The organism is Actinomadura rubrisoli, assembly GCF_004349215.1.
Classification (GTDB): domain Bacteria; phylum Actinomycetota; class Actinomycetes; order Streptosporangiales; family Streptosporangiaceae; genus Spirillospora; species Spirillospora rubrisoli.
Window position 1 is genome coordinate 26426 of sequence record NZ_SMKU01000009.1, and the last position, 22105, is coordinate 48530.

Consider the following 22105-nt stretch of genomic DNA (forward strand, 5'->3'; position numbering starts at 1 on the left):
CACAACACACTCCCTGTGACCAGTCCCGGCAGTGTTCCCAGATTGGAACTTTGCCGCCCTTGCCCTCTCGGACGTTCCTCGTTAGATGCTCATGCGGTCGTGGAGCCGCCGAAGCGGCTCGGGCACTGTGCGCCGGGCGTCCATCAGGTGGGCCACCACGCCGCGTGCCGAGGGGTGGTAGCGCGTCATCTGAGGTGCGGTCCGGTCGGCCGCCAGTAGCTGCGCGAGTGCCCGATCGTAGTCACTGAGTTCCGCCCTAACGCGCGCCATGTCGATCTGATGGTGCGCGCGGCGCTCGGCCGCGAGCCCGAGCAGCACCGGTTCGGTGATCTCTTCGTCCCGTCGTGCTGCCTCGTCGAGGTCGCCGAGTTCCAGTGCTATAGCGGCACCGTGGATCGCAAGGTTTCCGGGGTTGTAGTCGGTGCCGTGCTCGTCGAGAGCGGGCTCGCCAGCCGCGCGGCTGACTTCGGTGGCCTGCCCGTAGTAGTGCCATGCGTCGGCCTCCTTTTGACCGCGGGCCGCCACGACGGCGGCGCGCAGGCTCAGGGCACCGAGTACCTCAGTGGCATCCGGACGGGACCGGTCGACACTACGGATCGATTTGTCGAGCAGGCGCAAGGCTGGACCGTAGGCGGCGACGCCCATCATCAGCAGCGACCGCCGGTGTGTGATCATGAGCGGCAGATGAGGGTCTTGCGACTGCGCGGCGGCGACGGTCGCACGCTCCATGATCTGCCCCGACAAGTCGTTGTACCCCAGGCGGCGCGTGAGCGAAGCAGCAAGGTTGTGTGCCCGGTGGAGCGCCGTCCATGCACGCGGGCCGCCGACCTCATAGACGTGCCAGGTGAGTTCCTCGATGATTCCCGGCAGGCGGGCGGCAAGCTGGATATGGCGCGCCTGGTGGCGTAGCTCCAGGGCGTCGTCGATCGCGGCGGAGAGCTGGGCGAGTGTGCGCGGCGGGGCGTCGAGCTCCGGGCCTACTTCCACGTAGGCCATGGCGCGTCGCAGGTCAGATATCGAGCCGTGCACCCGGTCGTCGGCGCGAGTGTGACCCCGGTAAGGCTGCCCGTAGATTTCGGCTGGATCCACGGCTAGGGCAGCGGCGACCGCTGCGACGAATGCGGGGGTCGCGACCTTGTGCCCCGCCTCCACTTGCGCGATGTGGGATCGGGAGTAGCGAGCGCGCTGGGCAAGACCGTGCTGTGTGAGCCCGCGCCGCTTGCGTGTGCGCGCCACCCGGACGCCGATGGCATCGGGGGTACCATCATCGGACATAGGCCCTGCCTCTCCTGATCGGTCGCACTTTCAGGCTACGAGGCAGGGCCTATTCACGTCATGGGGTCTGTGCACCCGCCGCAGGGGCTGCGGCGGTCCGCCCAGGGCGATGCCCCAAGAGTTCCCGAAGCCTTCCCTGTCTGGCACGCTCACGCCGTGTACGCAGCCCAGCCCCCCGAACAGCGCACCACCATGGTCACCAGCCTGGCACGCCGGGTGGCCGACGCCGTCCCGGGGCGCGGCTGCGACGCCGCGGTTTTCGCCGCCTACCGGGAGTTGCTGGAGTCTCGGCCGGAGCCCAGAGCGGTCACATAGAGGTCGAACCAGGGCTCGGTCTCACCCGGGTCACCTGGCACGCGGCCGACATGGCGCCACCCCACCGCTGGTACATCGCCTGGACCTCCCCCTCATCCGGCGCGGTGGCGAGCGCTGCTCGCTCCTCGGGCCGTCCGGCGAGCAACTCGTCCAGGAGCCGGCGCCCCAGCCCCCTGCCACGGTGGGTGGGTCGGACGGCCAGGTCAATCACGGCGAACGTCCGCCGTCCGGTCTCAGCGGTGAACCTCGCGGGCTGGACGGGCTCCAGGTCGTCTCACCAAGACGCCCGGGCCGTCAACGGCGCACCGTAGACGAAGCCGACCAGCCCGCCTTCATCCTGTGCGGTGACGGCCTCGAATCCGGGCGAGGCGAGCAGGACCCGCATACGCGCCCGGTAGTCGCCGAGATCGGATCTCGGGAACGACTCGGCGTACACGGCCTCGATCTCGCCGAGTTGATCGCGGGCAGCGTCGCCGTCGAGACGCTCGATGTCCATCGGGTCCATGACACCACACCCCTCGATCACCCGACGGCGCGCATCGAGACTGCGCGGGCAATCTCGGCCAGTCCAGTCGAGAAGTTCGTATTTCTCACCGTCCGGCCACACCATCACGGGATAGCGTCACCGTATGACATTGGGTGAGGACCAAGGGGGAGTGACGCCCCCTATGACCAAGGCCCACTGGCAGGGACTGCTGGAGGAAATGCCGCGTCACCTGTTCGTTCCCGACATCGCCGTGGTGGGGCCAATCATGGACGATCCACGATCGTGGATCGACCGGACGGCCGATCCGGCCCGCTGGTGGGAGGTCGTGCACAGCGACACCGCGATCGGCGTCCAGCTCGACGACGGCGCGATCGACCTAGCGGCGAAGACCGGCGTCGATCCCTGCGCGGTAGCCACCAGTTCGACCTCGGCGCCGCATCTGGTCGCCACGATGCTGGACCTCCTCGACGCCGGGCAGGGAGACCGAGTCCTGGAGGTGGGGACTGGGACCGGGTGGACGGCGGCTCTGCTGGCGCGGCGGGTCGGTGAGGCCAATCTCGTCAGCGTGGAGATCGACGGCCCCGTCGCGGCGCGGGCGTCCAAGAACCTGCGCTCCGCTGGAGTCACCGTTCAGGTGGTCACCGCGGATGGGACGAAGGGCTGGCCCGCTCAGGCACCCTACGACCGAGTACATGTCACGGTCGGTGTCGCTGATATCCCGTACGCGTGGGTGGAGCAGACCCGGCCTGGCGGGGTGATCGTGCTGCCGTGGATGCCCGGCTGGAGAACGGGCCATCTGGTCGCGCTCACCGTCGCTGACGATGGGACGGCGGAAGGGCGGATTGGTGAGCCGTGCGGGTTCATGATGCTGCGCGATCAGCGCAGGTCACCGAGCTTGATCGACGGGGTCGCCCGCCGCTCGCAGACCATGGTGACGCCACGCGAGGTCGCCGAGGCAGGAGAGGGCTTCGAGGTCGCCTTGGCCGGATGCATGCCCGGCGTAGAGGGCGGCGGGTTCGACAACGACGACGGGTCGTACCGGCTGGTGGCAAACACTGACGATTCCCGCATTCTGGTCGTCCATCGCCCCGGGGAACCGGCAGCGGAGGTCAAGCAGGTCGGACCGCGTAACCTTTGGGACGAGATCGTGGACGCTTACCGGCGCTGGTGCTCATGGGGTCGGCCGGGCAGGGACCAATTCGGCCTGTCGGTGACCCGCCAGGGAACACGAGTGTGGCTTGTCGACCCCTCGCAACCGATGGACGCTCCCTGACATGGGCAAGCACGCGAAAGACACGGACTGCTCAATGTGCAAAGGCAGCGGGAAGCAGGAGTACAACGTCGACAACAAGACCGAGACACGGCCCTGCTCGGGATGCCGGGGCACCGGAAAGGTCTGACCCGAGCCGCTGGCCGACCCGCCGCCCCGCTACGACGCCCGCGGCTACATGATCCCCGAGGACGGGGAGGAGTACGACGAGGCCGGGACCTGTTGGGTGCAGGCGCGGAGGGGGTTGCCGAAGTAGATCGCGTTGGCGCAGGCGACGTAGCTTCTGCCGGGCTGGGCTGGAATGGTGGGGCCGCTTCCCGGAACCGGGACCTCTGTGCAGACCTGGTTCGCGCATTCGAACAAGGAGAGCCATATCCTGGTCATGTTCGAGGCGTCGAGAATGTACATAGATCCCTGCGCCTGTCCATTCTGAACGTTCATGCAGGTGAGCACGGCGGGGTGGCCGTGCGGAGCCGTGAACTCAGGACCAAAGCCTGCGCCCGCCTAATGTCCATGTAAAGGCCGGTGACTCGAAGCGGCCAGCGAAGGCCGACGTGATCGTCTGTCGCGGGGTTCTTCCGCGAAGACGACCACGTCCGCCTTGCCGGGCTTTCGAAATGCGCGAGGGAAGCGTGTTCCCGTCCGGTCGGCGGTCTCAGCCCTTGACGCAGATGAGCTGGCGGAGGTGGGATACGACCTCGACCAGGTCGGACTGGGCCTCGATCACCGTCTCCAGGTCCTTGTAGGCGCCGGGGATCTCGTCGATGACGCCGCTGTCCTTGCGGCACTCCACGCCCCGGGTCTGCTCGACCAGGTCGTCCACGGTGAAGTTCTTGCGGGCCTTGTTGCGGCTCATCCGGCGGCCCGCGCCGTGCGAGGCCGAGTTGAACGCGGTCCGGTTGCCGAGGCCGCGGACGATGTAGGTGCCGGTCGCCATCGAGCCCGGGATGATGCCGAGGTCGCCGCTGCCCGCGCGGATCGCGCCCTTGCGGGTCACGAGCAGCTCGACGCCGTCGTACTCCTCCTCCGCCACGTAGTTGTGGTGGCAGGAGATGACCTCGCCCCACGTGCAGCGCCCCTCGAACCGCCTGGTCACGACGTCCTGCGCGAGGGCCATCATGACGGCGCGGTTGCGGCGCGCGTACTCCTGCGCCCAGAACAGGTCGTGGCGGTAGGCGTCCATCTTCGCGGTGCCGGTGAGGAACACCGCGAGGTCGTTGTCCGGGAGGTCCTGGTTGTGGGGGAGCTTGCGGGCGGCCTCGATGTGCTGCTCGGCGAGCTCATTGCCGATGTTGCGCGACCCCGAGTGCAGGACGAGCCAGATCGCGCCCTCGTCGTCGGCGCACAGCTCCAGGAAGTGGTTGCCGCCTCCGAGCGTGCCCATCTGCGAGCGGGCGCGGCCGAGGCGGGCGCGCACCGCCGGGTGCAGCTCGTCGAACGCCTTCCAGAAGTCGTACCAGCCGCGCTCCTTCAGGCCCGGCAGCGCGGACGGGTCGACGGCCTGGCGGTGCGAGCCGCGGCCGACCGGGATCGCCTTCTCCAGCTTGTGCCGGAGCGGTGCCAGGTCGTCCGGCATGTCCTCGACGGTCAGGGACGACCGGGCGGCGGTCATCCCGCAGCCGATGTCGACGCCGACCGCGGCCGGGGACACCGCGTCGCGCATCGCGATCACGGAGCCGACCGTGGCGCCCTTGCCGTAGTGGACGTCGGGCATCACCGCGAGGCCCTCCACCCACGGCAGGGCGGAGACGTTGCGGAGCTGGTCGAGGGCCAGGTCCTCGACGGTGTCGGGGTCGGTCCACATCCGGATGGGAACGCGGCCGCCCTTGAGCGTCTGGTACGGCATGCCTTCTCCTTCGGTGGCGGGATCCGAACCGTGATCTATGACGCCAGAAGTGCCCGGTGTGTTTCAAAGGGTTTTCCCGCCACGACGCGGCTCATGACCGCCGGCGCTCGGTGAGGCCGAGGTGGTCCAGATGGTGCAGGAGGGCGACGGCGACGCGGCGGCTGGTCGCCAAGGCGTCCCCGGCCTGGCCGGGGGTGAACGGCTGCGGCAGCGCGGACAGGATGCGCAGGGCCTCGCGCTCGGCGCCCGGCAGCAGGACGACGCCGTCCCGCAGGCGCAGCAGGGCGCCCGCCCGTTCCGCCGCGGCGAGGGCGCCGCCGGTGAGGCCGAGTTCGGCGAGCCGCCGGCCGTCCGGCGCGTCGAAGGGCGCCCGCGCGAGGTCGGCGCGGAGCCGCTCCACGGCCGCGGCGAGGCCCGGCGGCAGGGCGGGCGGCGGTCCGTGGACGCGGCCCGCCACCACCCGCAGCGGCGGGCGGACCAGGGCGGCGACCAGCTGCTGGGACGGGAGCCCGAGCCGCAGCCGGACGGTCTCCAGGGGGATGCCGGGGGCGAACGGCCGTTCGGCGGCGTGCCTGGCGGCCTCCTCGGCGAGGCGCTCGCGGAGCGACTCCCAGTGCGCCGGGTCGGCGAGCCAGCCGCCGGCCGGCGTCACCGCGCCGGGCGGCGGCGCGCAGCCCATCAGGGCCAGCTCGGACCGGCGGAGCACGCCGTGGCGGCGCAGGACGATCGCCCCGTCCGGACGGTCGGGCCACGACGCCAGCTCCCGGGCGCGGGCGGCGCCCGCGTCGCGGCGCACGAGGGTCGGCGGGCGGACGTCCAGGACGCTCACCCCGGCGACGGCGCGGCGGACGGGATCGCGCAGCAGGCCGGTGTCGCCGACGTGCAGCGCCAGGCGGGCGTTGAGGGTGAGCCGCGCGGTGTCGGGGCCGAGGGGCCGGAGCCGCACCGGGACGGCCGCCGCGCCGATGTGCAGGGTCATCTGCCGCGCGAGCCTGCCGGACGCCTCGCCGAACCGGGTCCGGACGTCGACGCAGGTGGTGTGGGTCCAGCGCCCGGGGCTGACGAGCGCCATGGCCCGTCCGCCGCCCTGGAGGGTGAGGGTGACCCGGGAGACGCCCTGGACGGAGCGGCGGGGCTCGCCGGCGCATTCGATCGCCTGGACGCGGGCGCGCTCGCCCGCCGGCATGACGAGCAGCTCGTCGCCGGTGCGGATCGTCCCGGCGCCGAGCGTGCCGGTGACGACGGCGAGGCCGTCGGCGGCGGCCACGTGGTCGGCCCACAGCCGCACCGGCGCCGCCGGGTCGGGGATCGGGAGCCGGGCGGCGAGGCGGTCGAGGGCGGCGGCCAGCCCGGCCATCCCCTCGCCGGTGACGGTGCTGACGGCGACGGTCTCGACGCCGCGCAGCGCGGTGCGGGCGAGCCGCTCGCGGGCCTGGCGCAGCGCGATCCTGGGGTCGGCGACGTCGGACCGGGTGACGGCGAGGACGCCGTGGCGGACGCCGAGCGCGTCGAGGGCGGCCAGGTGCTCCTGCGACTGCGGCCGCCAGCCCTCGTCGGCGGCGACGGCCAGCAGGCAGGCCGGCGCGGGCCCGGCCCCGGCGAGCATGGCCGGGACGAACCGCTCGTGCCCGGGGACGTCCACCAGGGCCAGGAGCCGCCCGGACGGCAGCTCGGTCCAGGCGTGGCCGGGCTCGGCGGTGTCCATGCCGGTCAGGGCGTGCACGAGGGCGGTCTTTCCATGCCCGGCGTGACCCGCTGTGACGACGACCTGCATCAGCGCCCTTCCCGGACGGCGGGACGGCGCGCCGGGCGGCCCGCGCGAGCGGGGCGGCCGGTGCCCGCGCCGGGACCGGGGCCGGGATCAGGGCGAGAGACCAGAGGAAACGGGACGTTGCCGGATACAGCGGTGCGGGGGTGATGCAGACGAAGGTCCACGGAAGGTAACCCTAAGGACGTCGGACCCGTGGCGGAACCCGATCGGGCCCACACTCCGAGATCGTAAATCTCACTAACCGCGCGTAAACCCTGAACGGCTATGAATCGTCTATGCGCCCAACGGGGTCGCGGGGTGAGGGTCAAGGCCAGATGGCGGCGCCTGGTAAGGGCCGGGTCAAGGCCCGGGCGGTGCCGGGTCATATCCCGGACCGGGCCTCTGCGGCGTCCATTCGGTCACGGTGCGTCTCGAAGTCGTCCAGCATCCGGTGGACGAGCGCCGCGAGCCGCTCCCGCTCCCCCGGCGGCCAGCCGGCGAGCGCGTCGGCCATCCACTGCCGCCCGACCGCGCGGATGCACTCGACCGCCTCCGCGCCGGTGTCGCTGAGCCGGATCCGCTGGGCCCGCCGGTCGTCGGGGTCGGGCACGCGCTGGACGTAGCCGGCCCTCTCCAGCCGCTGGACCTGGCGGGTGACGTGTGGCGCCTCGACGGCCAGCCGGACGGCCAGCTCCCCGGGGCGCATGGGCCCGCCGTTCTCGGCCAGGGCCCGCAGCAGCGGCACGGCCGCCCGGTCGACCGGGACGCCCGCGGCGGCGGCCACGCGGTCGTGCAGCCTGGCCCGGGTGAGCATGTGCGCGACGCGGGTGAGCGCGCCCTCGATCTCGATGATGTCCCGCGGCACCGGTGGCGACATGTACCTCACCCTACCGTGTGATTACTTAACTTAAGTAAGTATAGTGTCCGGTGCGCCGCCGCCCGGCGCGCCCCGTTCCGCCCCGGATCCGCTCCCCCTGGAGGTTCCATGACCGGCGCCCCGGCCACGGCCGCCGCGCAGTCCGAACGGCCCGTCCGGCCCGCCCGCACCGGCCTCACGCTGCCGGCCCTGGCCGTCGCCGGGATGATCGTCTCGGTCCAGCAGACCCTGGTGATCCCGCTCCTGCCCCAGCTCATGGGCCGCTTCGACGCCTCCTTCACCGCCGTGACCTGGGTGTTCACCGCCTCGCTGCTGGCCGGGGCCGTCGCCACCCCGCTGCTGACCCGCTTCGGCGACATGTACGGCAAGAAGCGGATGATCCTGCTGGCGCTGGTCCTGCTGGTGATCGGGTCGCTGGTGTGCGCGGTCTCCGGATCGCTGCCCGTCCTGGTCGCTGGCCGGGCGTTGCAGGGCGTCTCGTCCGCGATGATCCCGCTGGCCATCGGCATGATCAGGGACACCTTCCCCCGCGAGCGGGTCACCACCGCGATCGGCATCGTCAGCGCCACGATGGGCGTCGGCGGCAGCATCGGCATGATCGTCACCGGGCTCATCGCCGACCGCACCTCCAGCCACCACCCGGTGTTCTGGATCGCCGCCGCCCTCGCCGCCGGCGGGCTGGTGCTGGTCGCGGCCACCGCGCGCGACGTCGGCGCCCGCGCCGGCGGCCGCCCCGACATCGCGGGCGCGCTGCTGCTCGCCGCGTGGCTGGTCTGCCTGCTGCTGGCCATCAGCCAGGGCAACCAGTGGGGCTGGACGTCCGGCGGCGTCCTCGGCCTGTTCGGCGCCGCCGCCGCGCTGTGCGTGGTGTGGACGGCGGTGGAGCTGCGAGTGCGCGAGCCGCTCGTCCGGCTGGCCCTGCTCGCCGGCCCGCGCTCCCTGTCGGCCAACGTCGCCTCGGCGCTGCTCGGGTTCTCGATGTTCGCCGCGTTCACGCTGATCTCGGGGTTCGTGCAGTCCCCGTCCGCCAAGGTCGGGTACGGGCTGGACGGCTCGGTGCTGGACGTCGGCCTCTACATGCTGCCGAGCACCGCGACGATGCTGGTCTTCTCCGCCCTCGCCGGACGGTTCGCCGCGCGGATCGGCCCGGCCTACACGCTCGCCACCGGTTCGGTCTTCGCCGCAGTGAGCTACACCTGGCTCGCGGTGTCGAACTCCCACGGTCACGACATGCTCGCCTTCAGCGCCATCCAGGGCATCGGCTTCGGGATCGCGTACGCGGCGCTCGGCACCCTCGCCGTCCAGCACGTCCCGATGGACCAGAGCGGGATCGCCAGCGGGATCAACTCGCTCGTCCGCACCACCGGCGGCAGCGTCGCGGGCGCGGTGACGGCGTCGATCCTGGCCGGACGGGTGATCGCCGGCACCGATGTCCCCACGCTCGGCGCGTACGAGCTGTGCTTCTGGATCGTGGCCGCGGGCGCCCTGCTGGCCGCGCTCGTCGCCGTCGTCCACGGCCTGCGCCACCCCCGCGAAACGGGCGCCTAGTGTCGCCGTGACGGCACGGGGCCTTGACGAACGGCACCCGCGCCATGCCCTATAGGGGTGCGCCCCGAATTGCGGATCGGGGGCCAGGGGACCCGCATCGGGAGGAAGAATGGGCGCCTACGCGGCCGCGTTCGAACGCAGTATCGCCGATCCGACCCGATTCTGGGGGCTCGCGGCGCGGGACGTCCGCTGGCTCGTCCCGCCCGACCGCGTCCTGGACGACGGGGCGCCGCCCTTCTACCGCTGGTTCACCGGCGGCGAGCTGAACACCTGCGACAACGCCCTGGACCGGCACGTGGAGGAGGGCCGCGGCGACCAGCCCGCGCTCATCTACGACAGCCCCGTCACCGGGACGGCCCGCACCTACACCTACCGGGAGCTGACCGGGCTCGTCTCGCGGTTCGCCGGGGCCCTGCGCGCGCAGGGCGTCGACCGCGGCGACCGCGTGATCATCTACCTGCCGATGGTGCCCGAGGCGGTCGTGGCGATGCTCGCCTGCGCCCGCCTCGGCGCCGTCCACTCGGTGGTGTTCGGCGGGTTCGCGGCCCCCGAGCTGGCGGTCCGCATCGACGACGCCCGTCCCAAGGCGGTCGTGTCGGCGTCCTGCGGCATCGAGGGCGGCCGGGTCGTGCCCTACAAGCCGCTGCTGGACCAGGCGCTGGAGCTGGCCCGGCACAAGGTGGAGCGGTGCGTGATCCGCCAGCGCGAGCAGCTGCACGCCGACCTCGTCCGGCCGCGGGACGTGGAGTGGGACGAGGCCGTCGCGGCCGCCGAGCCCGCCGAATGCGTGCCCGTCGCCGCCACCGACCCGCTCTACATCCTCTACACCTCCGGGACGACCGGCCGCCCGAAGGGCGTCGTCCGCGACAACGGCGGGCACGCGGTGGCGCTGCGCTGGTCCATGGAGAACGTCTACGGCGTCGGGCCGGGCGATGTGTTCTGGGCCGCGTCCGACGTGGGCTGGGTCGTCGGGCACTCCTACATCGTGTACGCGCCGCTCCTCACCGGCTGCACCACCGTCCTGTACGAGGGCAAGCCCGTCGGGACGCCGGACGCGGGCGCGTTCTGGCGTGTCGCGGCCGAGCACCGCGTCAAGGTGCTGTTCGCCGCGCCGACCGCGATCCGCGCCATCAAGAAGGAGGACCCGGAGGGCGCCCTGCTCGCCGGGCACGACCTGTCCGCCCTCGACGCGCTGTTCCTCGCCGGGGAGCGGCTCGACCCCGAGACCTACCGCTGGGCGTCCCGCGTCCTGGGCCGGCCCGTCATCGACCACTGGTGGCAGACCGAGACCGGCTGGCCGATCGTGTCGAACCTGCGCGGCCTGGAGCCGATGCCGCTCAAGGCGGGCTCCCCCTCGGTGCCCGTCCCCGGCTACGACGTCCGCGTCCTCGGCCCGGACGGCGCGCCCGTCCCGCCCGGCGCCGACGGCGACATCGCGATCCGGCTGCCGCTGCCGCCCGGCACGCTGCCCACGCTGTGGCAGGACGACGAGCGGTTCGTCGAGTCCTATCTGACCCGGCATCCCGGGCACTACCTCACCGGGGACGGCGGGCACGTCGACGAGGACGGCTACGTGTGGGTGATGGGCCGCACCGACGACGTGATCAACGTGGCCGGGCACCGGCTGTCCACCGGCACGATGGAGGAGGTCATCGCCGCGCACCCGGCGGTCGCCGAATGCGCGGTCATCGGCGTCCGCGACGCGCTGAAGGGACAGGTCCCGCGCGGCCTGGTGGTGCTGAAGAGCGGGGTGCTCGCCGAGCCGGAGGAGCTGTCGGCCGAGCTGGTGCGGATGGTGCGCGAGCAGGTCGGGCCGGTCGCCGCGCTGAAAGAGATCGCGGTCGTCCCGGCGCTGCCGAAGACGCGGTCGGGCAAGATCCTGCGGGGCGTCATGCGCGGCATCGCCGACGGGCAGGAGGTGCCCGTCCCGTCCACGATCGAGGACCCGGTCGTGCTGGACGAGCTCCGCCCCGTCCTGCGCCCGTCCTAGAGTCGCTCCGCTCAGGTGACCAGCGGCATGAAGAGGGTGTCGACGACCTCCCGGACGGCCGCCGGCGACATCGGTTTCATGTTCATGAGCACCTCGTGCCTGAGCAGGTCGTAGGGCAGGCTCACGACCCGCGGGGTCAGCTTCGAGCCGTCCGCCTCTCCTCGTTCGACGGCGCGGTGGACCACCGACTCGATGAGCGCCCATCGGGCGCCCACCACGTATTCGCGCAGTTCGGCGGGACTCGTCCCGGTCTCGTCGAAGAAGGCGGCCAGCTGCGCGGTCATCACCGCGGCGAACGCCACGAACGCCCCGTTGAGCTGCTCCATCAGCGCGATGGTGTCCTCGCGCAGGGACCCGGTCTCAGGATCGGCGAGTGAGAACCGGTCACTGGCCCGCGCGACCGCGTCACGAACGAGCGCGTCCTTGGCGGCCCAGCGGCGGTTGACGACCGGGCGGCTGGTGCCCGCGCGCCGGGCGACCGCGTCGAAGGTGAGCGCGGCATACCCGCGTTCGACGAGTTCGTCCCATGCGGCGTCGAGCAGCGCGGCCTCCAGCTCCGCACCGCGTCGGCGACCGGTTCGCGCAGGTTGTGCGCTTGCAGGATGCATTATTGCATCTTAATCTGAGATCCAGGCCCGCGCCAAGCGGGCCGACACCCCCGCACCGGTCATCCCGACGGACCGGTGCGGCCACTCGCAGCACGAAAGGGGATGCCATGGGCACCACTGCCGGTGCACAGCCGCCCACCTCGCCGACGATCGACTTCCACACGCTGGGCCGCACGCTCGATGACGCGACGGTGGACCGGTGGGAGCTGAAGGCCGCGCGGCGGGCCCTGATGAACCTCAAGACGCTGGCCGGCGGGCAGAGGATGATGGAGCTGCTCGCCGAGCAGATCGATGCCGGCGACCGGTTCCACAGAGAGCTCGTCGCGGCGTCGGGCGGTACCTACCGCGAGTCGCGGGCCGACCTCACCGTCCGCGGACTCAGCGGTACGGACCTGGCCGCCTGGTTCAGGTCGCAGCTCACCGCCAACGGCTTCGAGGACAGGGTGTTCTTCGCCGCCCATCCCGAGCACTACGTCCAGCCGCCGAACTACACCGGCCTGGTGGAGACCATCGGTGGTCACACCACCCGGTTCAAGGTGGCGCTCGGCCGCGAACTGCCCCCGCCGGTCCGCGCGTACGCCGACCCGTCCTACCCGCTGACGCTGGGGACGGCCTCATTCACCCTCGACGACGGCACACCCGTCGCGTACGCCCTGCACCAGGCGCGCGACACCGACACCGGCGCGGACGTGGCGCTGCGCATCATCTACCCCTCCGCCGCCCCGGACTCGATGATCGAGGGGCACTGCGAGCACCTGGCGATCGAGTTCCGCAACTGGATCCGGAACGCGGCGGCCGCGGCCCGGTGACCGGCCGTCCGCAACGTGAGAAGCGGCCTAGCGGCGGGTGCCGCCGCCTTCGGGCCAGATCGCCGCGGCCAGGGACGCGCCGACCGCCGCGAACCCGATCTGGAAGGCCGTCTCCCAGTAGTCCCAGCCGTCGCGCTCCAGCCCGACCATGTGGGACAGGCCCGTCCCGGCGAAGGCCGCGGCGACGCCGGCGGCGATCGGGAGCCAGACCGGCATCCCCCGCCGGCCCGGCACGATCAGCCGCCCGAGCACGCCGATGACCACGCCCAGCACGATGGCGGCGAGGCCCCCCTCGATGGTCATGTCGGCTCCCCCCGATCGCGGACGCGGGCCGGTCACCCCGGACCTACCCCGCCCGCCGATCAGTGACACGGCCCCGGGATCAGCGCACGACCAGCGTGTGCCGCCCCCGGGCGACCAGCTCGCCGATCACCGGCGCGCCCGGGATCTCCCCCGCGACCAGCAGCCCGCCGGACGTCTGCGCGTCGGCCAGCAGCAGCCGCTCCTCCTCGGCGATCCGGCGGAACGCGGTGTGCGGCGACACCCACGCCAGGTTCCGCCGCGTCCCGCCGGGGACGAACCCGTCCCGGACGGCGGCGCGCGCCCCGTCCAGGTACGCGAGGGCCTTGGCGTCCACGACCGCCGTGACGCCGCTGGCCCGCGCCAGCTTGTACAGGTGGCCGAGGAGCCCGAACCCGGTGACGTCGGTGGCGCAGGTGATGCCGCGTTCCAAAGCCGCCAGCCCGGCCTCCGCGTTCAGCGCCGTCATCGTCTCGACCGCGTGCGCGAACACCTCGCCCGTCGCCTTGTGACGGGCGTTCAGCACGCCCAGGCCGAGCGGCTTGGTCAGCGACAGCGGCAGGCCGGGGCGGCCCGCGTCCAGCCGCAGCAGGCGGTCGGGGTCGGCGATGCCCGTCACGGCCAGCCCGTACTTCGGCTCCGGGTCGTCGATGCTGTGCCCGCCGGCGATGGGGCAGCCCGCGAGCGCCGCCACGTCCCGTCCGCCGCGCAGGACCTCGCGCGCCAGCTCCGCCGGGAGCGCGTCGCGGGGCCAGCCCAGCAGGTTGAGGGCCATGAGCGGCTCGCCGCCGACCGCGTAGACGTCCGAGAGGGCGTTGGCCGCGGCGATGCGGCCCCAGTCGTAGGCGTCGTCGACCACCGGCGTGAAGAAGTCGGCGGTGGACACCACCGCCCGTCCCCCGGCGATCCGCAGCACCGCCGCGTCGTCGCCGTCCTCGCCGCCGACGATCAGGGACTCGCCGCCGCCGGTGAGACCGGCCACGACGCGTTCGAGCTCCCCCGGGGGGATCTTGCAGGCGCAGCCCCCGCCGTGGGCGTACTGCGTGAGGCGGGCGGCACGGGCGAGGCGGGTCACCCGGAAATTTAACGCACAACCACCTCAAATGATCAACAAACGGACGGTACGGACGCCGTCACCCAGGGGCCACATCGCCGGTGCCGCCGGGCCGATCGGAGGGAGACCCTTGTCCGAACCCGGTTCGGCATGATGCGATTCCGTCTGCAAGTCATCACTTACTCCGAGGGGCGACATGGGCATCCAGGAACAGCGGGCCGAACTCGACCGGGCCGTCGAGGGCCGGACGATCTGCACCACCCTGGCGGCCACCGCCGAGCGGCACGGCGGCAGGCCCGCCTACTCCGACCGGATCGACGGCGAATGGAGGACCCTGACCTGGGCCGACACCCGGACCCGGGCGCTGGAGACCGCCGCCGGCTTCGCCGCGCTCGGCCTCGAACCGGGCGACGTCGTCGCGCTGATGATGCCCAACCGCTCCGAGCACGTCCTGGCCGACCTCGGCGCCGTCCACGCGGGCGGCACCCCCACCACCGTGTACGCGACGCTCCCGCCCGACCAGGTCGCCTACATCGCGGGCCACTGCTCCGCCAGGTACGCCGTCCTGGACGGCCGGGACCAGCTGGACCGCTGGCTGCCCGTCCTCGACCGCCTCCCCGCCCTCCGCAAGATCATCGTCGTGGACGCCGCCGCCTGCCCGCCCGGCGACCGCTTCCTCACCTGGGACGCCTTCACCGGCCTCGGCCGCGCGCGCCTGGCCGCCGACCCCGCCGGAATCGACCGCCGCTGGCGCTCCGTCCGCCCCGGCGACACCGTCACCCTGCTCTACACCTCGGGCACGACCGGCGACCCCAAGGGCGTCCTGATCACGCACTCGATGGTCCTGCACGAGGCCGCCTTGGTGAAGCGCACCTCGATCCTGCCCGACCACCCGTCCGGCATCTCCTACCTGCCGTTCGCCCACATCGCCGACCGCGTCCTCAGCTACTACCTGCCCGTCGGCCTGGCCGCCCACGTCCACTTCTGCCCCGACCCCACCCAGCTGACCAGCATCCTGCCGGACGTGCGCCCGCACTCCTTCTTCGGCGTCCCCCGCGTCTGGGAGAAGATCATGGCCGGGATCCAGGCCGTCCTGTCCGCCGAGCAGGACCCGTCCAGGAAGGCCGCGATCGCGGGCGCCCTGGAGGCGGGCCGCGCCCACGTCCGCGCCCAGGAGCACGGCGGCACCCCGGACCCCGGGGCCACCGCCGCGTTCGAGGCCGCCGACAAGGCCGTCCTCGCCCCCATGCGCGCCCTCCTCGGCCTCGACCGCGTCCTCCAGGCCTCCAGCGCCGCCGCACCGCTGCCCGTCGAGGTCGCCCGCTTCTTCGCGGGCCTCGGCCTGAAGATCTTCGACGCCTACGGCATGACCGAGACGACCGGCGCCGTCACCGCCAACCTCTCCGACTCCTTCAAGCTGGGCACCGTCGGCCGCCCCCTCCCCGGCGTCGAGCTGACCCTCGCGGCCGACGGCGAGATCCTCGTCCGCGGCGCCACCTGCACCCCCGGCTACCTCGGCCGCCCCGACGCCACCGCCGCCCTCATCGACGCGGACGGCTGGGTCCGCACCGGCGACGTCGGCCGCCTGGACGCCGACGGCTTCCTCACCGTCGTCGACCGCAAGAAGGAACTGATCATCACCGCGGGCGGGGAGAACATCGCCCCGTCCCCCATCGAGAACCACCTCAAGGAGCACCCCCTCGTCGGCCAGGCCCTCGCCTACGGCGACCGCCGCCCCTACGTCGTCGCCCTCATCACCCTCGACGGCGAGGTCGCCCCCGTCTGGGCCGCCGCCCACGGCATCGACTCCACCGGCCTCGCCGCCCTCGCCGAGCACCCCCTCGTCCTGGACGAGATCGCCAGGGCCGTCGACGACGCCAACGCCCGCCTCGCCCGCGTCCAGCAGGTCAAGAGGTGGCGCCTGCTCCCCGCCGAGTGGACCGCCGAGAGCGAGGAGCTCACCCCCACCCTCAAGCTCAAGCGCCGCGTCGTCCACGGCAAGTACGCGAGCGCCATCGACGCCCTCTACACCCCGTAACCGTCTAAGATCGCCACGGAGGCGTGCGAGCGCCTGGTGGCCTCCACGGTCTTCAAAACCGATGGTCCCGAGCACCTCGGGACGGCGGGTTCGATCCCCGCACGCCTCCGCCACCCGCTCTCTCCTTTCTCGGTCGCCCCTGTAGAGAACCGCATATCGGACGGGCCGCCGCTACCGCCCGGCGCGAGAGCGGCCCGGCGGTCTGAGCGACTCGGGCCACGGCTTGCTGAACAGCTTGGCAACGGTCTGCGGCGCGCGGGCGTCGTAGGGGTCGGCGTTCCTGGTGGTGAGGGTCGCCCATCGGTCACCTTTTTCAACCTTGGTGCCGCCGCCGGTCCGCCCCCGTAAGATCTCGGGGGTGCGGCCAAAGCGGGCGGAAAGCCGCAGCGCCCCCCGTACTGAGCCGCTGTGGGAGCACGACGGCCATCGCGGGCGCGATCCGGGGGAGGTCATTCCGGCGCGCCGCTAGACGCCCCCGGAGCAGGCCGCGAGCGGGGTGACGGCGAGCATCTGCACTAAGGAGAAGGAGCCGTGACGGATACCGAACGCAGCGACGCCCTGGAGGCCAGGCTGCTCGACGGGACGGACCAGCATCCGGACGTCCACCTGCCGGGCGCGCCGGACGAGGAGGTCCTGCTGGCCGAGAAGTACGGCGATCAGGACCCGGACGGCGTCTTCCGTGGGGAGGGACGAGGCTGATGGGCACGGCTGCGGCCATGCTGGCCCAGGCCCGCAAGTCCATCGGGATGTCGGGCCGGCCGAACACCATCACACGCGAGTACGCGGGCAGGCACGGGGACGAGTTCCTGCGCGCCTCCTGGTGCGACATGGCCGTCACCTACTGGGCACGCCACAGCGGCAACGCCGGCGCCGTCCTGCTCGCAGGTGACCGGGCCTACACCGTCTGGCACGCGGAGGACTTCCAGAAGGCCGGACGCTGGCACAGCGGGACGACCGCCGAGGTCAACCGCGCCAAGCCGGGGGACATCGTGTTCTTCGACTGGGGCACGTCCGACTCGCTGGGCGCCATCGACCACGTGGGCGTGGTCGAGAAGGCCCTCGGCGGCGGGCGCGTGCAGACGATCGAGGGGAACACCTCGGACAAGTGCCTGCGCAGGGTGCGGGGCGCCGGCACGATCGCCGGGTACGGACGACCGGCGTACAGCGATGAGGAGGACGACATGCCGCTTTCCAGCGACGACCTGAAGAAGATCCGCGACATCGTCTGGAACACCGATACCGCCCCCGCCCCGGCGGGAGCGGCGAAGGACAACCCGACGTGGCGGCACGTCAATCTGATGCGGGACACCTACAGTGCGGTCCGGGAGGTCCAGGCGGCGGTGGCCAAGCTCGCGCAGCAGTCCCCGGACGTGGACGCGGCCGAGGTCGCCCGGCTCGTCCTGGCGGGCCTCACCCCCGAGTCGATCGCCGCCGCGATCCCCGACGAGCACGCCGAGCACGTCGCCACCGCGCTCGGCAAACGCCTCACCTCCGGCGGATAGCCGACACCCCCACCCGCGTCCGGGACGGGGATCGGGCTGGACGTACGGTGAGGGGATGAGGCGGCGCAAGGTGGCGTACGGGATCATGATGGGGACGTGCCTCACGCTGTTCGTCCTGGCCTGGGCGGTCGTCCGGCGGTTCTCGCCGCCGGCGGCGGTCGCGATGTCGGTCGTGGCCATGGTGATCCCGCCGTTCGCGGCCGTGGTGGCGAACTGGAACGTCGACCGGGAGGACGAGCGCGACTGAGGGGGGAGCGGTGACGGGTCCGGGCGTCGCGTGGCTCCTGGACCTGGCCGGGATCTTCGTATTCGCGGTGTCGGGGGCGCTGGCGGCGGTGCGGCAGCGGCTGGACGTCGTGGGCATGGTGGTGCTGGCCGAGATCACCGCGCTCGGCGGAGGGATCCTGCGGGACCTGCTGATCGGGTCCGTGCCGCCGACGGCGTTCACGAGCCTCGGGTACGTGCTGGTGCCGCTGTCGGCGTCTGGGCTGGTGTTCTTCTGGCATCCGCAGGTCACGCGGCTGCTGCCGGCGGTGCTGCTGTTCGACGCGGCGGGGCTCGGGCTGTTCTGCGCGACCGGGACGCTGAAGGCCCTGGACCACGGGCTGTCGCCGCTGCATTCGGTGCTGCTCGGCGTGGTGACCGCGGTGGGCGGGGGCATTCTGCGGGACATGCTGAGCGGGCAGATCCCGTCGGTGCTGTACGACCGGCAGCTCTATGCGCTCCCGGCGATGCTGGGCGCGGCCGTGACCGCGGCCGCGTGGGCGGCGGATCTGCACGGCGGCACCGTCACCGCGGGCGCCGCCTTGCTGGCGTTCGCGCTGCGGGTGCTGGCGCTGCGCTACGGCTGGCGGACCCCGCGTCCCCGCGGGGTCCCTGACTAGGGGCTCGTTCGCTACCAGCGGGTTCGGCGGGTACGGTTCCGGATATGGGGCGGATCACCGTGCGCAAGCCCGTTCTGAGGCTGAGCACCAGCGGGACGGGCGGACGGCGTCCCGACACGCTCGCGGTGGAGGAGCCGCTGGAGATCCGCGTGGCGGGCAAGCCGCTCACGATCACGATGCGGACGCCCGGGCACGACTTCGACCTGGTGGCGGGGTTCCTGGCGGCCGAGGGGATCATCGGGGCGGCCGGGGACCTCACGGCGATGCGCTACTGCGCCGACACCGCGCAGCAGAACACCCTGGACGTGGCGCTGGCGCCCGGGGTGCCGCCGCCGGACGAGTCGATGACGCGGGCGTTCACGACGACGAGCGCGTGCGGGGTGTGCGGGAAGTCGAGTATCGAGGCCCTGCGCGCGGACCGGCCGTACGAGGTGGCGGACGATCCCGTCCGGCTCACGCCCGGGGTCCTCGCGGCGCTGCCGGAGCGGCTGCGGGAGGCGCAGCGGGTCTTCGACCGGACGGGCGGGCTGCACGCGGCCGGACTGTTCGACGCCGAGGGCGGGCTGATGGCGGTGCGGGAGGACGTGGGCCGGCACAACGCGGTCGACAAGGTGGTGGGCTGGGCGCTGCGGGAGGGCCTGCTGCCCCTGTCCGGGCGGGTCCTGATGGTGAGCGGGCGGGCCTCGTTCGAGCTGACCCAGAAGGCGATGGCGGCGGGGATCCCGGTGCTGGCGGCCGTCTCGGCGCCGTCGTCGCTGGCGGTGGAGCTCGCCGAGGACGCCGGGATGACGCTCGTCGGGTTCCTGCGCGGCGAGACGATGAACGTCTACGCCGGTGCCGAGCGGATCATCCGCTGACCCGCACCAGGGCCTTGGTGGCGAGGGTCACGCGCGCCGGGGCTTGACCGGGGTCCGGGACGCGCGGTTAATTAACATTGTGTCCAATAATGTGGCGCTCGCCCGCATCGACAGCCCGGCGGAGCTTGAGCGATTCCGTGAGATGCAGCGCCTGTGCTACGCGTGCGCCGACGAGGTCGCGGCCACCCTCGAACCGGGCGTGACCGAGCGCGAGGCGTGCCGGCGCATGCGCCGCTGGCTGCGCGCGCACGGCGTGGACGACTGGCTGCACACCCCGTTCGCCTGGTTCGGCGACCGGTCGGCGTTCAGCGGCTTCAAGGTGCCCACGCAGTTCCTCCCCAGCGGGACGCGGCTGGAGGAGGGGATGCCCTACATCCTCGACATGGCGCCGGTGAAGCGCGGCTACTGCGCCGACATCGGGTACGGCGGCGTCCTCGGCGAGAACCGGATCTGGGAGCAGGTCGACGCCGACCTCGCCGCGTACCGGACGCTGATCCTGGACCTGGTGCGCGAGCGGCGGACGTTCGCCGACGTCTACGCCGAGGTCGACGCCCTCATCGAGCGGCAGGGGTACGAGAGCGAGCACCGCAAGTACCCGGGGCGCGTCATCGGCCACCAGGTCGGCGTCATCGGCGGGATACTGCCGAAGCGCGTCGGTTTCCCGTTCGGTGTACGGTTCCTGCAGACCATCGGCCGCGAGCTGGTCAAGGAGCGCCTGGAAGGGCGCTCCCCGCTCTGGAACGGGGCGTCGCGGTCGCAGCATCCGCCGACGCCGGGCCTGTGGGCGGTGGAGCCGCACATCGGCTTCCGCGGCGTCGGCGTCAAGTTCGAGGAGATCCTCGTGGTCACCGAGGACGACGCGTACTGGCTCGACGACGACCTGCCCCACGTGCACCGGTGGGCGCGACGGAAGGCTTCCGCATGACGGCGACGACCAGGCGGCGCGTCCGGGGCGACGGTGTGGACCTGGCCGTCTACGAGCAGGGCGACCGGTCGCGTCCGACCGTCCTGCTCATGCACGGGTACCCCGACACCCATGCCGTCTGGGACGAGGTGGCCGGACGGCTCGCCTCGCGGTACCACGTCGTCCGCTACGACGTGCGCGGCGCCGGGGCCTCGTCCCGGCCGTTCGGGCGCAAGCGCTACACCTTCGACTACCTGATGGCCGACATGCGGGCGGTGCTGGACGCCACCGCTCCCGACCGAAAGGTTCACCTGGTGGGGCACGACTGGGGCTCGATCCAGTCGTGGGAGGCGGCCTGCACGATGCCGGACCGCTTCGCCTCGTTCACCTCGATCTCGGGACCGTGCCTGGACCACGTCGCGCACTGGACGCGGCACAAGATGGCCCGTCCCACGCCGGGGAACCTCAGGCTGGCGGCCGGGCAGGGCCTGCGGTCCTGGTACATCTACCTCTTCCAGACGCCGGTGCTGCCGGAGCTGCTGTGGCTGGCCGGGCTGTCCAGGCCGTTCGCGCGCGCTCTGGAGATCGGCGAGGGCGTCCGCCCCCGTGACGGGCATCCGGCCCGGACGATGGCGCGCGACGGAGCGTCCGGCGTCGGCCTGTACCGGGCCAACATGGTGCAGCGGCTGCGCAAGCCCCGCGACCGGCGCACGGACGTGCCGACGCAGGTCATCGTCCCGACCAAGGACCTGTTCGTCTCGCCGCACCTGGTGGGCGGGCTGGCCGGGCGCGTGCCGAACCTGTCGCTGCGGCCCATCGCCGCCGGGCACTGGGTGCCGCGCAGCCATCCGGACGTGATCGCCCGCTGGATCACCGAGCACATCACGGGCGTCCAGGGCGGGCCGCTCACCGCCGCCGAGTCCCGCGCGCTGCGGCGCGCCCGGGTCGGGCCGGAGCGGCGCCCGTCCGAGGGATCCCTGGTCGTCGTCACGGGCGCGGGCAGCGGCATCGGGCGCGCCACCGCGCTGGCCTTCGCCGAGCGCGGCGCCGAGGTCGTCGCCGCCGACCTCGACCTCGCCACCGCCCAGCGGACGGCCGAGCTGGCGGGCCTCCTCGGCCCGGCGGGCCACCCCTATCAGGTGGACGTGTCGGACATAGACGCCATGGAGGACTTCGCCAAGTCGGTCCTGCACGGGCACGGGGTCCCGGACGTCGTGGTCAACAACGCCGGGATCGGCATGGCCGGCCCCTTCCTCGACCACTCGGCGGACGACTGGCGCAGGGTCCTGGACGTCAACCTGTGGGGCGTCGTCCACGGCTCGCGGCTGTTCGCGGCGCAGATGGTGGAGCGCGGGCAGGGCGGCCACATCGTCAACACCTCCTCGGCCGCGGCGTTCACCCCGTCCCGGACGCTGCCCGCCTACGCCACCAGCAAGGCGGCGGTGCTGATGCTGTCGGAGTGCCTGCGCGCCGAGCTGAGGGGCAAGGGCATCGGGGTCAGCGCGATCTGCCCCGGCATCGTCGACACGGGCATCACCAGGGCGTCCCGGTTCGTCGGGGTGGACGGCGACCAGGAGGCGCGGAGCCGGGAGCGCGCCTCCCGCGCCTACGCCCGCCGCGGCTTCGGCCCGGAGGGCGTCGCGAAGCAGATCGTCGCCGCCGTCCGCGACGACCGGGCCCTGGTGCCGGTGACGCCCGAGGCGCGGCTGGGCTACCTCGCCTCGCGCCTGTCCCCCGCCGCGATGCGCCTGCTCGCCCGCCTCGACGTCGGCTGACCGGACGTCGACTCGC

At 72.6% G+C, this 22105-nt stretch carries 22 protein-coding genes and 1 tRNA gene; 14 read left to right on the forward strand and 9 right to left on the reverse strand.

The annotated features are described in order from the left end of the window. Window positions 1-81 precede the first annotated feature (81 nt). Window positions 82-1275: a helix-turn-helix domain-containing protein gene (locus tag E1298_RS04090; protein ID WP_131889390.1), complete on the reverse strand. Its 1194-nt coding sequence runs from the start codon at window positions 1273-1275 to the stop codon at window positions 82-84. Window positions 1276-1431: 156 nt separating this feature from the next. On the opposite strand from E1298_RS04090, the gene E1298_RS47715 reads away from it, so the two are divergent. Further along, window positions 1432-1590 carry a hypothetical protein gene (locus E1298_RS47715; protein WP_165975289.1) on the forward strand — a complete coding sequence of 53 codons (159 nt, stop codon included), beginning with the start codon at window positions 1432-1434 and terminating at the stop codon, window positions 1588-1590. On the opposite strand, the gene E1298_RS51695 is transcribed toward E1298_RS47715, so the two are convergent. Next, window positions 1583-1858, reverse strand: coding sequence for a GNAT family N-acetyltransferase (locus E1298_RS51695; protein WP_131889432.1), 276 nt, complete (start codon window positions 1856-1858; stop codon window positions 1583-1585). The genes E1298_RS47715 and E1298_RS51695 overlap by 8 nt on opposite strands. A gap of 6 nt (window positions 1859-1864) precedes the next feature. Further along, a complete protein-coding gene (locus E1298_RS04100) occupies window positions 1865-2200 on the reverse strand; it encodes a hypothetical protein (RefSeq protein WP_131889391.1) in 336 nt (111 codons plus the stop codon). Window positions 2201-2258: 58 nt separating this feature from the next. Between E1298_RS04100 and E1298_RS04105 the strand changes: the two genes are divergently transcribed. Then, window positions 2259-3350, forward strand: a complete 1092-nt coding sequence (locus tag E1298_RS04105; protein ID WP_165975291.1) for a methyltransferase domain-containing protein — start codon at window positions 2259-2261, stop codon at window positions 3348-3350. Between the two features lie 652 nt (window positions 3351-4002). Here the strand turns inward: E1298_RS04105 and E1298_RS04110 are convergent. The 3 genes from E1298_RS04110 to E1298_RS04120 all read right to left on the reverse strand — a co-directional run bounded on the left by E1298_RS04110 (window position 4003) and on the right by E1298_RS04120 (window position 7820). Beyond that, on the reverse strand, window positions 4003-5193 hold the full coding sequence (locus tag E1298_RS04110) for an RtcB family protein (protein WP_131889393.1): 1191 nt from the start codon (window positions 5191-5193) through the stop codon (window positions 4003-4005). 91 nt (window positions 5194-5284) lie between these two features. Further along, the gene (locus E1298_RS04115) at window positions 5285-6967 is read right to left on the reverse strand and encodes a SelB domain-containing protein (protein WP_131889394.1); all 1683 of its coding nucleotides are present in this window, start codon (window positions 6965-6967) and stop codon (window positions 5285-5287) included. Between the two features lie 358 nt (window positions 6968-7325). Continuing rightward, entirely contained in the window at window positions 7326-7820 is a 495-nt protein-coding gene (locus tag E1298_RS04120; RefSeq protein WP_131889395.1) for a MarR family winged helix-turn-helix transcriptional regulator, read from the reverse strand. A 108-nt stretch (window positions 7821-7928) separates the two neighbouring features. On the opposite strand from E1298_RS04120, the gene E1298_RS04125 reads away from it, so the two are divergent. Continuing rightward, on the forward strand, window positions 7929-9368 hold the full coding sequence (locus tag E1298_RS04125) for an MFS transporter (RefSeq protein WP_131889396.1): 1440 nt from the start codon (window positions 7929-7931) through the stop codon (window positions 9366-9368). A 109-nt stretch (window positions 9369-9477) separates the two neighbouring features. Continuing rightward, window positions 9478-11358, forward strand: a complete 1881-nt coding sequence (locus E1298_RS04130) for a propionyl-CoA synthetase (protein ID WP_131889397.1) — start codon at window positions 9478-9480, stop codon at window positions 11356-11358. A gap of 11 nt (window positions 11359-11369) precedes the next feature. On the opposite strand, the gene E1298_RS04135 is transcribed toward E1298_RS04130, so the two are convergent. After that, window positions 11370-11966, reverse strand: a complete 597-nt coding sequence (locus E1298_RS04135; protein WP_131889398.1) for a TetR/AcrR family transcriptional regulator — start codon at window positions 11964-11966, stop codon at window positions 11370-11372. Window positions 11967-12073: 107 nt separating this feature from the next. On the opposite strand from E1298_RS04135, the gene E1298_RS04140 reads away from it, so the two are divergent. Continuing rightward, window positions 12074-12775, forward strand: a complete 702-nt coding sequence (locus E1298_RS04140) for a hypothetical protein (RefSeq protein ID WP_131889399.1) — start codon at window positions 12074-12076, stop codon at window positions 12773-12775. A gap of 27 nt (window positions 12776-12802) precedes the next feature. Here E1298_RS04140 and E1298_RS04145 read toward each other — a convergent pair whose 3' ends face one another. Together E1298_RS04145 and selD are read right to left on the reverse strand one after the other, a co-directional pair. Next, window positions 12803-13078 (reverse strand): GlsB/YeaQ/YmgE family stress response membrane protein, encoded by a 276-nt coding sequence (locus E1298_RS04145; protein ID WP_131889400.1) that lies wholly within the window; start codon window positions 13076-13078, stop codon window positions 12803-12805. Between the two features lie 79 nt (window positions 13079-13157). Next, on the reverse strand, window positions 13158-14150 hold the full coding sequence (gene selD, locus E1298_RS04150; RefSeq protein WP_131889401.1) for a selenide, water dikinase SelD: 993 nt from the start codon (window positions 14148-14150) through the stop codon (window positions 13158-13160). Window positions 14151-14325: 175 nt separating this feature from the next. On the opposite strand from selD, the gene E1298_RS04155 reads away from it, so the two are divergent. From E1298_RS04155 to E1298_RS04190, 9 genes are all read left to right on the forward strand, one after another. After that, window positions 14326-16167 carry an AMP-dependent synthetase/ligase gene (locus tag E1298_RS04155; RefSeq protein WP_131889402.1) on the forward strand — a complete coding sequence of 614 codons (1842 nt, stop codon included), beginning with the start codon at window positions 14326-14328 and terminating at the stop codon, window positions 16165-16167. A 17-nt stretch (window positions 16168-16184) separates the two neighbouring features. Beyond that, window positions 16185-16280: transfer RNA gene (locus tag E1298_RS04160), tRNA-Sec, on the forward strand. Between the two features lie 418 nt (window positions 16281-16698). Beyond that, window positions 16699-16866, forward strand: a complete 168-nt coding sequence (locus E1298_RS47720; protein WP_165975292.1) for a hypothetical protein — start codon at window positions 16699-16701, stop codon at window positions 16864-16866. Next, window positions 16866-17669 (forward strand): CHAP domain-containing protein, encoded by an 804-nt coding sequence (locus E1298_RS04165; protein ID WP_131889403.1) that lies wholly within the window; start codon window positions 16866-16868, stop codon window positions 17667-17669. Before E1298_RS47720 ends, E1298_RS04165 begins: the two co-directional genes overlap by 1 nt. 55 nt (window positions 17670-17724) lie before the next feature. Continuing rightward, on the forward strand, window positions 17725-17916 hold the full coding sequence (locus E1298_RS04170) for a DUF3099 domain-containing protein (protein WP_131889404.1): 192 nt from the start codon (window positions 17725-17727) through the stop codon (window positions 17914-17916). A gap of 10 nt (window positions 17917-17926) precedes the next feature. After that, window positions 17927-18553 carry a trimeric intracellular cation channel family protein gene (locus E1298_RS04175; protein WP_131889405.1) on the forward strand — a complete coding sequence of 209 codons (627 nt, stop codon included), beginning with the start codon at window positions 17927-17929 and terminating at the stop codon, window positions 18551-18553. Between the two features lie 44 nt (window positions 18554-18597). Continuing rightward, window positions 18598-19410, forward strand: a complete 813-nt coding sequence (fdhD, locus tag E1298_RS04180; protein ID WP_131889406.1) for a formate dehydrogenase accessory sulfurtransferase FdhD — start codon at window positions 18598-18600, stop codon at window positions 19408-19410. Window positions 19411-19501: 91 nt separating this feature from the next. Further along, window positions 19502-20335, forward strand: a complete 834-nt coding sequence (locus tag E1298_RS04185) for a M24 family metallopeptidase (protein ID WP_131889433.1) — start codon at window positions 19502-19504, stop codon at window positions 20333-20335. Continuing rightward, a complete protein-coding gene (locus E1298_RS04190) occupies window positions 20332-22089 on the forward strand; it encodes an SDR family oxidoreductase (protein ID WP_131889407.1) in 1758 nt (585 codons plus the stop codon). The genes E1298_RS04185 and E1298_RS04190 overlap by 4 nt, the downstream gene beginning before the upstream one ends. Window positions 22090-22105 lie beyond the last annotated feature (16 nt).